This window comes from Achromobacter sp. (assembly GCF_032102605.1).
In the GTDB taxonomy this organism is placed as follows: Bacteria; Pseudomonadota; Gammaproteobacteria; order Burkholderiales; family Burkholderiaceae_B; genus Achromobacter.
This window is the reverse complement of the sequence record NZ_DAMDGT010000004.1, coordinates 447,415-459,334: the sequence shown is the minus strand read 5'-3', so window position 1 is coordinate 459,334 and position 11,920 is coordinate 447,415. Positions and strand designations below refer to the sequence as shown.

Annotated in this window: 12 protein-coding genes; 7 read left to right on the top strand and 5 right to left on the bottom strand. The window is 67.6% G+C overall.

The window, feature by feature from the left end; translation table 11 throughout:
• From RT614_RS12535 to RT614_RS12510, 6 genes are read left to right on the top strand one after another with little or no spacing between them, the layout of a single operon-like run.
• Positions 1 to 1,056 (top strand): alginate O-acetyltransferase AlgX-related protein, encoded by a 1,056-nt coding sequence (locus RT614_RS12535; protein WP_313622483.1) that lies wholly within the window; start codon positions 1 to 3, stop codon positions 1,054 to 1,056.
• A 9-nt stretch (positions 1,057 to 1,065) separates the two neighbouring features.
• Complete coding sequence (locus RT614_RS12530; protein ID WP_313622416.1) at positions 1,066 to 2,646, top strand: MBOAT family O-acyltransferase; 1,581 nt, start codon at positions 1,066 to 1,068, stop codon at positions 2,644 to 2,646.
• 24 nt (positions 2,647 to 2,670) lie between these two features.
• Positions 2,671 to 2,910, top strand: a complete 240-nt coding sequence (locus tag RT614_RS12525; protein ID WP_313622415.1) for an acyl carrier protein — start codon at positions 2,671 to 2,673, stop codon at positions 2,908 to 2,910.
• Between the two features lie 31 nt (positions 2,911 to 2,941).
• Entirely contained in the window at positions 2,942 to 4,444 is a 1,503-nt protein-coding gene (locus RT614_RS12520; protein ID WP_313622414.1) for an AMP-binding protein, read from the top strand.
• Positions 4,441 to 5,115, top strand: coding sequence for an alginate O-acetyltransferase AlgF (locus RT614_RS12515; protein WP_313622413.1), 675 nt, complete (start codon positions 4,441 to 4,443; stop codon positions 5,113 to 5,115). The genes RT614_RS12520 and RT614_RS12515 overlap by 4 nt, the downstream gene beginning before the upstream one ends.
• A gap of 9 nt (positions 5,116 to 5,124) precedes the next feature.
• Positions 5,125 to 6,255, top strand: a complete 1,131-nt coding sequence (locus RT614_RS12510) for an acyl-CoA dehydrogenase family protein (RefSeq protein ID WP_313622412.1) — start codon at positions 5,125 to 5,127, stop codon at positions 6,253 to 6,255.
• A gap of 16 nt (positions 6,256 to 6,271) precedes the next feature.
• Here RT614_RS12510 and RT614_RS12505 read toward each other — a convergent pair whose 3' ends face one another.
• From RT614_RS12505 to RT614_RS12485, 5 genes are all read right to left on the bottom strand, one after another.
• On the bottom strand, positions 6,272 to 7,144 hold the full coding sequence (locus tag RT614_RS12505) for a DUF4434 domain-containing protein (protein WP_409558460.1): 873 nt from the start codon (positions 7,142 to 7,144) through the stop codon (positions 6,272 to 6,274).
• Positions 7,145 to 7,276: 132 nt separating this feature from the next.
• On the bottom strand, positions 7,277 to 7,690 hold the full coding sequence (locus tag RT614_RS12500; RefSeq protein ID WP_313622411.1) for a YidB family protein: 414 nt from the start codon (positions 7,688 to 7,690) through the stop codon (positions 7,277 to 7,279).
• Positions 7,691 to 7,807: 117 nt separating this feature from the next.
• Positions 7,808 to 9,025, bottom strand: coding sequence for a lytic murein transglycosylase (locus RT614_RS12495; RefSeq protein WP_409558459.1), 1,218 nt, complete (start codon positions 9,023 to 9,025; stop codon positions 7,808 to 7,810).
• On the bottom strand, positions 9,013 to 9,729 hold the full coding sequence (locus RT614_RS12490) for an MOSC domain-containing protein (protein ID WP_313622409.1): 717 nt from the start codon (positions 9,727 to 9,729) through the stop codon (positions 9,013 to 9,015). The genes RT614_RS12495 and RT614_RS12490 overlap by 13 nt, the downstream gene beginning before the upstream one ends.
• Positions 9,730 to 9,744: 15 nt before the next feature.
• Positions 9,745 to 10,569: a ferritin-like domain-containing protein gene (locus RT614_RS12485; protein ID WP_313622408.1), complete on the bottom strand. Its 825-nt coding sequence runs from the start codon at positions 10,567 to 10,569 to the stop codon at positions 9,745 to 9,747.
• A 96-nt stretch (positions 10,570 to 10,665) separates the two neighbouring features.
• Here RT614_RS12485 and RT614_RS12480 point away from each other — a divergent pair, with 96 nt between their 5' ends.
• Positions 10,666 to 11,793, top strand: a complete 1,128-nt coding sequence (locus RT614_RS12480) for a GNAT family N-acetyltransferase (protein WP_313622407.1) — start codon at positions 10,666 to 10,668, stop codon at positions 11,791 to 11,793.
• Positions 11,794 to 11,920: the final 127 nt, after the last annotated feature.

Genomic DNA, 11,920 nt, shown 5'->3' with positions numbered 1-11,920 from the left:
ATGACCGCCTGCGTGGTCGCGGTGCTGCTGGCCGTTGGCCTGGGCTGGGGTGGCTGGCGCCTCGCGCAGGCGCGCATCAGCGCGGCCGAGGTGTCGCCGCCGGCGTGGCTGGACGGGTCGGCGGGCACCGTGCTGAACAAGGCGCTGACGCTGCCGCACCAGGCTGAAATCGACACCTGGAACGCCGCGCTGCGCTACCGGCTGCTTGGCAACCTGGGCGATCAGGTCGCCATGGGCTGCCCGCAGTGGCTGTTCTACCGCGACGGGCTGCGGCCGCCTCCGGGCGTGCATGTCTTCAACGAGCGGTTGCGCCTGATGCGGCACTGGGTGCAGGAACTGCGCGAAAAGCAGGTCCAGGTGCTGGTCGTCGCCGTGCCCGACAAATCGCGCATCGAATCAGACCGGCTCTGCGGCCTGCCCGTGTCGCTGCCGATGCGCCAGACGCTGGACGACTGGCAGCAGGCGCTGCACGCGGACGGCGTGCCGTTCGTGGATCTGCGCGACGCCCTGCTGGCCGCCCCCGCGCCCCGCTTCTTTCGCACGGACGTCCACATGAATGCGCAGGGCGCGCAGGCCGCCGCCGCCCGTGTGGCGCAGGCCGCGCTGCCATTGCTGGGCGGTTCGGGCACCCAGGCCTTCAAGACGGATGCGCCCGGGCCGGCGCAGACGCGCATGGGCGACCTGATCGTGCTGGCCGGCCTGGAGCAGGCCAGGCCCGGCTGGCGTCCCGAACTTGAGATGGTTGCCGAAGCAAAGATCGAACCGGTGCGCAGCGGCGGCCTGCTGGACGAGCCCGCGCCGGTCGAGGTGCTGCTGGCCGGCACGTCGAACGGCCGCCGCAGCCAGTTCGCGGAACGCCTGGGCATGGGACTGGGCCGCGAGGTCTGGAACATGAGCCTGGATGGCGGGCAGTTTTCGGGCGCGCTGCTGCTGGCGCTGAAGCAGCGCAAGCAATGGCCTGCAAGCCTGAAGCTGGTGATCTGGGAGTTCTCCGAGAACGCGCTGTCCCTGCCGCTGACGGCGGACGAGCAGGCCCTGTTGGCCCGCATCCCGTAGCGAACCAAGATGCTATTCAACTCGTACCTTTTCCTGCTGATCTTCCTGCCCGTCACGCTGGCGGTGTACTACGCGCTGGGACCGCTGAACGTGCGCCTTGCGGCGCTGTGGCTGTGCCTGACTTCCATCGTTTTCTATGGCTGGTGGAATCCGCAGTTCGTCGTGCTGCTGGCGGGCTCCATTGCCTTCAACTACATCGTCAGTCAGTTGGTGCTGCACTATGTGGACCGCCCCCGGCTGCAGGGACTGATCGTCGGCCTGGGCGTGGGCGCCGACCTGGCGCTGCTGTTCCACTACAAGTATTTCGCAACGCTGCTCAATTTCCTGAACGACCTGGGCATGACGGGTTCGTCGATGGACGACATCATCCTGCCGCTGGGCATCTCGTTCTTCACGTTCACGCAGATCGGCTACCTGCTGGACTGCAAGGCCGGCGTGGTGAAGGAGCGCAGCCTGCTCAGCTACGTGCTGTTCGTCACGTTCTTTCCGCACCTGATCGCGGGCCCCATCCTGCATCACAAGGAAATGATGCCGCAGTTCGCCCAGCCGGAGAATTACCGGTTCAAGGCTGAAAATCTGTCGGTGGGCGCGATGCTGTTCGTGATCGGGCTGGCCAAGAAGGTGCTGCTGGCCGACGGCATCGCCCCGTATGCGGACGCCGGCTTCGCGGCTCCGGGTGAATTGCAGTTCTTCGGCTCGTGGGGCGCCAGCCTCTGCTATGCGCTGCAACTCTACTTCGATTTCTCCGGCTATTCGGACATGGCGCTGGGCCTGGCCAAGATGTTCGGCATCCGCTTCCCGTTGAATTTCAACTCGCCCTACAAGGCCGGCAACATCATCGAATTCTGGGCGCGCTGGCACATGACGCTGACGCGCTACATCACCGCCTACCTGTACTACCCGGTGGCGGTGGCGGTGAACAAGTGGCGCACGGACCGCAACCTGCCCGTCGGCTCGGCCGGCCTGAAAACGCTGAGCGGCTTCGCCGGCAGCATCGCGCTGCCGACGCTATTCACGATGACGCTGGCGGGGGTATGGCACGGCGCGGGCTTTCAGTTCGTCGTGTTCGGCCTGCTGCACGCCATGTACCTGTCGGTGAACCACGCCTGGCGCATTTTTGTCGTGGGCCGCAAGCCTGCGGCGGCGCGGCAGTCGCATCCCGCCACGCGCGCGCTGTGCGTCCTGGTGACTTTCATTGCGGTGCTGGTGGCGCAGGCCTTTTTCCGCGCACATGGCGTGGGCGACGCGCTGCTGCTGGTGCAGGGCATGGTCGGCGCGCGCGGCACGGAATCGCTGGACCTGTCGGCGCACGTCGCGGGACTGGCCTGGGGCGACGCCTGGCGCGTTATCGTTGGCCATCACCTGCAACTGATCTATGCCGTCGTGCTGCTGTCCATCGCCTGGTTCACGCCCAATGCGCACCAGATTCTGGGCCGCTATTCGCCCGCGCTCTTCAAGCCGCATGAGGCCCCGCAGGCCTTCATGCGCTGGCGCCCCAACCTGGCCTGGATGGCCGTCATGCTGGCGCTGCTGGCTTTTTGCCTGGTCAACCTGCACAAGGAAACCCGGTTCCTCTACTTCCAATTCTGACCGCACGCGGTCACGGAGCCCCTTATGGACATCAACGCTATCGAAGCCAAAGTCGCGCAAATCGTCGAAGGCATCATCCTCACGCAAGTCGATCCCGACACCCTGCTGATCGAATCTGGCCTGGTCGACTCGCTGGCCGCCGTCGACGTGGCGCTTGCCGTGGAGCGCGAATTTGGCTGCAAGATCCCGCCGACCGAGATCGACGTGCACCTGGAATCCGTGCACACGCTGGCCGCCTTCATCGCACAGAGCGGCCGCGTCTGACGCGCGCGCAAAAGCCAGGAGGGCCGCGACCATGCGCTTCGATTTCCAGAGCTGCGATTTCACGGACACGCAGGCCGGCGCCGACGCCATCGCCGTGGTGGACGCGCAAGGCGCGTTGACATGGGGCGACCTGCGCGCGGCGACCATGACATGGGAAGAGGCGGCGGTAGCCGCCGGGGCCCGCGCGGGCGTGCCGCTGGTGATCTCGGGCCACAAGGAGGCCGCATTCCTGGTGGCCATGCTGGGCTGCCTGCGGCTGGGCGTTCCCTTCGTGCCGGCGGATGTCATCAACCCGCCCGAGCGCATTGCGCGCATCGGCGAACTGGTGCGGGCGGCCCTGCGCTACGACGCGCAGGCGCAGGCTTTTGTGCGCGCCGCGGACGATCCCGCTGTCCTGGACGAAAAAGACCTGGCCTACGTCATGTTCACGTCGGGCAGCACAGGCGACCCCAAGGGCGTGCAGATCGGCCGCGAAAGCGTGGCCCTGTTTGCCGGCTGGATACGCGACTGCCTGGCATTGGGCCCCGCGCCGGTCTTCATGGACCAGATGCTGTTCAGCTTCGATTTCTCGCTGTTCAACTGGGTCGGCGCGCTGGAACTGGGCGGAACCTGCGTACTGTGCCCGCGCGAGACCATCGCGCAGCGCGACGCCTTCGTCTCGTACCTGGCCGCCACGCGCATCAGCGTATGGGCTTCCACGCCCTCGTTCGTGCGCCAGCAACTGTTCAACCCCGCCTTCGACCACCACCATCTGCCCGACCTGCGCGTCTTCGTCTTCGGCGCGGAATCCCTGACGCCGTCGATGGCGGAGGAACTGTGGCAGCGCTTCCCCCTGGTGCGCATCATCAATTCCTACGGGCCGACGGAGGCCACCTGCTCCACCACCTGGGTGGAGATCGACGCGGCCTTGCGCGCCGCGGCGCCGAATCCCTATCCCATCGGACGCGCCAAGCCCTATGCTGATGTCTTCATCGAGCACGGCGAGATCAACATCGTGGGCGACCACGTCATGCGGGGCTACCTGAACCGCCCGGACCTGAACGCGACGCGCATGTTCATGCGTGACGGCAAACGCGGCTATCGCAGCGGCGATCTGGGCGAGATCGACGCGCAAGGGCTGGTCACGTTCCGCGGCCGCATCGATGACCAGATCAAGCTGCACGGCTACCGCATCGAACTGGCCGAGATCGACGCCGCCCTTGCCGCCCTGCCCGGCGCGCGCGCGGGCGCGACGGTGGCCTTGCGCCGCGCGGACGGGGCCATCGTCCGGCTGATCGGCTTCGTCGAGCCGGCTGCGGCTGGCCCGGTCCTGGACGGCGATGCGTCAGCGGCGCCCGCGCTGCAGCCGCTGCCGTCGGAGCTGGCCGACTGGAAGCCAGCGCTGGGCAGGCGGCTGCCGCCCTACATGATTCCTTCCGAACTGGTGGCCTGCCACCGCTTTCCCACGACCAGCACTGACAAGGCGGACCGCAAGCAGCTGGAACGCCTGTATCTGGACGCGCGCCTCAGCAAGAAACCGGAGCAGCAAGCATGACTCGCCCTTTCCATTCCCTGATCCTTGCCGTGGCCCTGTCGGCCTGCGCCGCCAGCGCCGCCGCCGAAGGCGTGCTCGCCCAGCTGTATGCGGCGCGCCCCCCGGCGGGGTCGTCCTTCGTGCGCGTGGTCAATCCGCACGTGAACCCGTTGCAGGCGCAGATCGGCCAGGGGCCGGCGCAAGAGATCGGCCTCGACCGGCAGGCCACCACTTACGCCATCGTCAAGGGCAACCAGCCCTTCGACGTGCGCATCGACGGCAAGCTGGCGGGCACCTTGCAGGTTGCGCCCGACACCTTCAGCACCCTGGTGCCGCGGCGCGACGGCGGCAGGCTGTCCTTCAGCGTGATCGACGACAGCGCCGGCGCGCAGGATGCATTGAAGGCGGAGTTGCGCTTCTATAACCTGGCGGCCGACTGCCCAGCGGGCGGACTGTCCGTAAGCCCGTCGGGCCCCGTGCTGTTCAAGGACATCGAACCGGGCGGCTCGGCGGCCCGCGCCATCAACCCCGTCAGCGCCACGCTGGCGGCCGGCTGCGGCGCGGAGGCATCGCCGGCCCTGCCGCTACCCGCGCTGCAGCCGGGCGACCACTACAGCCTGTTCCTGACCGGCACCGCGCAGGCCCCCGTGCTGCGCGGCCAGGTCAGCGGCACGGACCCCTACAGCAAGTAAGGAAGCATCATGCGCCGCGTATTCCGGGATGACCACGAACTGTTCCGCGACCAGGTCAAGCGCTTCATCGCCAACGAGATCGCGCCGCGTTATGCCGAATGGGAAGAGGCTGGCGTGACCCCTCGCACGCTGTGGCGGCGCGCCGGGGAAGAAGGCCTGCTCAACTGCGCGTTGCCGGATCCCTACGGCCTGGGCGGAGATTTCGGCCATTCGGCCGTGGTGATCGAGGAGCTGGCCCGCGCGAACTTCCTGGGCATCGGGTTTTCTATCCATTCCGACATGGTGGCGCCGTACCTGTGGAACGTCGGCACCGATGCGCAGAAAGACCGCTGGCTGCCGGCCATGACGCGGGGCGAAACGATCGGCGCCATCGCGCTGACCGAGCCCGGCGCGGGCAGCGACCTGAAGGCCGTGCGGACACGGGCGCGGCGCGACGGCGACCACTATGTGCTCAATGGCCAGAAAACCTTCATCACCAACGGCGTCAACGCGGGGCTGGCCATCGTGCTGGCCAGCACCGAACCCGACCTGGGCGCCCGCGGTTTGTCGCTGTTCTGCGTCGAAGAGAACCTGCCCGGCTACACCAAAGGGCCGGCGCTGAACAAGATCGGGCAGCACAGCCAGGACACCTGCGAGCTGTACTTCGACGATGCGCGCGTGCCCGCCGATTGCCTGCTCGGGCCGCTGAACAACGCCTTCGAAATCATGACGCGCGAACTGGCGCGCGAACGACTGGCGATCGCGCTGCGCGCTGCCGCCTCGCAGGAAGGCATGCTGGACGAAGCCGCGCAGTACACGCGCGATCGCAAGGTGTTTGGCCGGCGCGTGATCGACTACCAGAACACGCGCTTCAAGCTGGCCAGCGCGCGGGCCCAAAGCACCATGCTGCGCGTCTTCCTGGACGACTGCCTGGCGCGCATGATGGAAGGCGAGCTGGACGCCACCACGGCCGCCATCGCCAAGCTCAACGCCACCGAGATGCAGGGCCGCATCCTTGATGACCTGCTTCAGCTTTACGGCGGCTACGGCTACATGGCGGAATACGGCATTGGGCGCGCCTGGACCGACGCCCGGGCGCTGCGCATCTTCGGCGGCACAAGCGAAGTCATGCTCGAGATCATCGGCCGCAGCTTCAACTGACAGCGCATGGCGGCCCTCAGAGGCGCGCATCCATCCAGTCGCGCAGCAGCGCGCGCGCTTCGGGCGTGTCGTCGATGACCCACGGATCCAGCGCAAATGCCACGATCCGCTTGGCCCCGTAACCCCGCGCGACTTCCCACTGCTGCCTGACGCGATCGAACTCCGCGGAGCGCGCCTTGAAAGTGGTGCCGTCATTGGCCCCCGAGGGCAGCTCCTCGAATAGTTCCAGAATCAGGTCGAACGATGCGTGGCGCGCCAGCAGCATGTCGTGCAACGGCGCCAGCGCCTGGAAATTGGCGAGCCCCGCCACACCCACGCCGTCCTGGATCATCGGATGGATGCGCACGTGGTCCAGGATGTGGCTCCAGAGCTTCATCAGCGATCCGTCGCCCGGCAGGCGGCTGTGATAGGTGGAGATGCAGGGAACGCCCCGGCTGGCGTCGCGCGCGGCTTGCGACAGCGCGTCCAGCCACGGCACCAGCAACGCCTGGCGCTCGGCGGAGGCCCAGTTGTACTGCTCCAGCTCATACGGCAGATACCATCCGCGGAACGCTTTGCGCTGGTTCCAGGACGCTGACCGCATGTACGCCACGCCCCGCTCGCGCGTCTGGTCCAGGTAGGTAGCCAGTGCCGTGGTGTCGGCGCGGGCCAGCACGTCCCACCAGCGCTGGTCGTACGGCAATCCCACATGGATGCCTATGCCCTGCCGCGCCGCCTCGTCGAAGAGCGTGCGCAGCAGGGAATCGGGAACCATCCAGTCATCCGGACGGCCGCCTTCCAGGCCGACCCACTGCAGGAAGATTTCGCGGCAACCCAGCCGCCGGAAGGACCGCAGCCGAAGCCGCCAATCTTCGGGAGTCAGGTCGAGATGGCTGCGCCACAGCTGCAGGAATGTCGCGTTGAGCGAAAGCGGCGGCGAACACGCCGCCAGGGGGACCAGCGAACCGATGGCCAGCGCCTGGAGCAGGCGCCGGCGGGCAAGAGACTTGAGCTGCGGATGTGCCAGGAAAGAACCCTGCCTTTATCCGCGGTTGCCGAACATGCCTGACAGGGATGCCAGCAGATCGGTCGGGTTGAACTGCTGGCCGGGCTGCACCTCGCCTTGCGGCGTGGCCTTGTCGACCAGTTGCGGCAGAAGGGCCGACAGGGAATCCAGCACGGAGTTGGTGTCCTGCCCCGTCTTGGCGGCCAGATCGTTCACGACGCCGGGGTCCAGCACCGAGCCCAGCTGGCTGGGGCTGACGGGCAGGTTCTGGCCGGTGCCGATCCACGAGGCCACGATTTCGCTCAGGCCGCCCTTCTGGAAGCTGGCGATCAGGCCTGTGAGGCCGCCCGGGTACTTGTTCAGTTGCTCGATCAGCGCCGGCAGCAGCGATGCAGATCCGCCTTGCTGACCGCCGCCGGCCATCGAGGCCAAAGTGTCCAATAGACTCATTGCCGCGCTCCTGGAAAAGTCGGGAAACCAGTATAGGCCCATGAAAGACGCCGCGTGCGCGCTCAGGGCCTGCGAAAGCCCCCGACTTTGCAAAACTTGTAAATGCCGCGTGCGGGCTCAGCCTCCCGGCGCAGCGGCAGCACGCAGCGCCTTCAGCGCCTTCTGGCCCGCGCGCCCGTCGGCAGGCAGCCCGAGTTCCCGCTGCGCGGACTGCAACGCCTGGCGGGTGCGGGCGCCGACCATGCCATCGGGTTCGCCGACCTCATAGCCGCGGGCGATCAGCAGGCGCTGCAGTTCACGCCGTTCCGCCCGCGACAGGCCGGGATCGTCCGTGGGCCAGGGCTGGACCAACAGCCCGCCCCCGCGCAGCCGATCCGACAGGTGCGCGATCGCCAGGGCATAGCTTTCCGCGGCGTTATAGGAATACAGGGCGTCGAAATTGCGCGTGACCAGGAACGCCGGGCCGCCGCGGCCGGCGGGCAGCAGCAGTCCTGCTGGCGTGTCGCCGGCGGGCAAGGGCTGGCCGTCGGCCCGTGTCACGCCCTGCCGCACCCACGCCGACATGGGCCGCTTGTTCTTGCGCCCTGCCCCCTTCGTGTCCAGCCCGGCGGGCAGTCGCACCTCATACCCCCAGTGCAGCGCGGAATTCCAGCCTGCGCGCTTGAGGAAGTTGGCTGTGGACGCCAGCGCGTCCGGCACGCTGTCGACCAGGTCGCGCCGGCCGTCGCCATCGAAATCCACCGCCAGGCGCAGGTAGGTCGACGGCATGAACTGGGTCTGGCCAAAGGCGCCGGCCCAGGAACCGACCAGCCGATCGGACGCGATGTGTTCGTCCTGGATGATCTTCAGGGTGGCGAAGAATTCGCCGCGGAAATACGCCTGGCGGCGGCCGAAGCACGACAGCGTGGACAGCGACGTCAGCAGCGGACGGCCGCCCAGCGTTCGACCAAAATTGCTTTCCACGCCCCACACCGCCGCGATGGTGGCCGGATCCACGCCGTAGCGCTGCGACGCGCGCTCCAGTTCGGCCTGCCAGCGCGCCATGCCAGCCTGCCCGTCCGCCACGCGCTCGTCGTCGACCAGGCCCGCCATGTAATCCCAGATGGGCGTCTTGAACTCGGGCTGGGCATCCAGGAGGTCGATCACCGCCATGTCCGGCGCGAGATTCGCGGTGTGCGTATCGAAGGTTGTCGCCGAAACGCCGGCCTTCAGCGCCGGGCCGCGCAATTGGGACAGGCAGGCGGCAAAGTCGTCGGCGGCCAGCACCGCCGGAGCCAGCAGGATCAGCGCGGTGCTAGCAAGTGCGCGGCCCAACAGGGTTTTCATGCTTGGGATTCCTTGGGAGGTGCGATCGCGGCATCGCCTTGCAGGCGCCGCGTCCAGTCTTCGACTTCGCCGGCGCGGGCGCGCTTTTCAAACAGCGCGCGCCAGTTGGGCGACAGTTCCGGCAGATTTGCCAGCGCATGCAGTATGTCCGGATCCAGCACGCGGCGATTCAGGATGTCCTGCACGCGCGCCAGTGTCCATTGCGCGTGCGGCCGCTCGTGCAGCGACAGCGTGTCGCCCGGCGCCAGCCAGCCCGTCTGCAGCACGCGGTAGTACCAACCGGTCATGCCGCTGGCCTGCACCTGCGCCGCCATGCCCTTGCGGCCGAAGCGGTGGTCCAGCTTCCAGCACGGCTGGCGCGCCTGTGACACCTGGATCACCGCCGTGCCGGCGCGGTAGACATCGCCCACGCAGACGTCGCTTTCCGTCATGCCGGACGTGGAGATGTTCTCGCCGAAGGCGCCAGGCGCGCGCAGCACCGCGCGATCGCCCAGCGCATCGAGCCACGCGGGATAGTGGTCGCGCGCGTAGTGATGCAGCGCCTTTTCGGGGCCGCCGTGATAGCGGCGGTCGGCCTGCTCGTCACCGCCCAGTCCTTCCGGCCCCAGCCACAGGCGTTCGGCGACGGGGTGCTTGTCGATGCCGCTGTCGCGGCCGGACTCGCCCAGCGGACGGACGGCGCCGGTCAAGAGCGCGTCGATGGTAATGTGCATTCGTTTGCCTTCGGATCAGCCCGCCTGCAGCGCGGCAAGCTCGGCGTCGTCGAAACCGGCGGCGCGGCGCGCCTCCAGGTTGAAGGGGCCGCGCAGGCGCGGGGCGTCATAGCGCTGCGCCAGTTCGGCATAGCAGGCGACGGGCTCCTTGCCCGCCAGCGCGCATTGCTGCTTGTACCAGTGGTTGCCGATAGCCACGTGGCCGATTTCATCGCGCAGGATGATGTCCACGATGGCCGCGCTTTCCGCGTCGCCCGCGCCGGCCAGCTTGTTCCGGATCATGGGCGATGCGTCCAGCCCGCGCGCCTCGAGCGTGCGCGGCACCAGCGCCAGGCGAGCCAGCAGGTCGTCCTGCGTTCTTTCGGCCATGTCCCACAAGCCGTTGTGCGCGGGAAAATCGCCGTAGGCGTGGCCCAGGGCGTCCAGCCGCTGGCGCAGCAGGTCGAAATGCAGCGCCTCTTCGCGGGCGACGCGCAGCCAGTCGCGATAGAACGCCTCGGGCATGCCGGCAAAGCGCCAGATGATGTCCAGCGCAAGATTCACGGCGTTGAATTCGATATGGGCCAGCGCGTGCAGCAGCGCGGCGCGCCCCTCCTGCGTGGCCATGGAGCGGTGGCTGACCTGCGCGGGCGCCACCAGTTCAGGCCGCGGGGGCCGGCCGGGCAGTCCGTCGACAGGCGGGAACACACGCTCGCAATCCAGCCTGACGTCATCGGCGATGGCACGCACGCGCGCCAGTTTTTCCGGCCATGTCGCCGCCGCCAGGGCCGCCAGCGCCTGTGCGCGCATGCAGTCCGGTTCGTTGCCCTGCCCGTCCGGGGAGGTATTGCTGCTGTGCATGTTGCTTCGCTTCCCAGGCGTCCCGCCGGCGCCTCAAATCCCTGTCGATGGCACGGCTTCGCCGCCATGCGTTCACGAAGACTTTATCATTCGCGGATGGATGACCTGCGCCTGACCGTTGAAACCGACCTCTCCCGCATCGATGCCCGGCAATGGGACGCGCTTGCCGGCGACCAGCCCTTTCTGCGGCACGCCTTTTTGCTTGCCTTGCACGAAACCGGCTGCGCGGCGCGCGGCACCGGCTGGGCGCCGCACTACCTGGCGCTGTGGCGCGGCGATGCGCTGGCCGCGGCGGCGCCGCTCTACCTGAAATCGCATTCGCGCGGCGAGTACGTGTTCGACTACGCCTGGGCAGACGCCTTCCAGCGCCATGGCATGCGTTACTACCCCAAGCTGCTGTCGGCGGTGCCGTTCACGCCGGTCACCGGCCCGCGGCTGCTGGCGGTGAACGACGAAGACCGCGCCACGCTGGTGCGCGGTCTGGTGGCGTTTGCAGAGGAAATCAACGTGTCGTCGCTGCACGTGCTGTTTCCCGTCGACGCCGATATGCGCGCCTTGCGGGAAGCGGGTTTCATGATCCGCGAAAGCGTGCAGTTCCACTGGACCAACGCGGGCTATGCGGACTTCGACGCGTTCCTCGCGGCGATGAGCCACGACAAGCGCAAAAAGATCCGGCAGGACCGCAAGAAAGTGGCCGCGGCCGGCCTCTCGTTCCGCTGGTTGCGCGGCTCCGATATCGGCGAACAGGACCTGGAATTTTTTTACGCGTGCTATTGCCGCACGTACTTCAACCACGGGAATCCGCCCTACCTGAGCCGCGAATTCTTCGATCGGGCGTATCGCGAGCAACCCGATGCATTTGTGCTGATCCTGGCCGAACGCGAAGGCGAGCCGGTGGCGGCTGCGCTGAATCTGGCCGGCGGCGACGTGCTGTACGGCCGCTATTGGGGCGCGACCGAATACGTTCCCGGGCTGCACTTCGAGACCTGCTACCTGCAATCCATCGCCTGGTGCATCGCGAACGGCATGGCGCGTTTCGAGGGTGGCGCGCAGGGCGAACACAAGATGGCGCGGGGCCTGCTTCCGACGCCGACGTGGTCGGCGCACTGGGTGGCCCATCCGGGGTTCGCCGAAGCGATACGGAACTTCCTGGACGAAGAGACCGAGGCGGTCTCGGATTACCTGGGCGAACTGGAATCGCATACGCCCTTCAAGAGCGCCTGACGTCGCGTCAGGTGATGGGCCTGCGCCTGCCGCGAGCGCCCGATATCCGCCAGCTGCTGATGCAGGCACAACGCTGTCATCGCAGGGGCCAAACGTCGGGCGGAGGAGCTCCGAAGCGGCGGAGCCT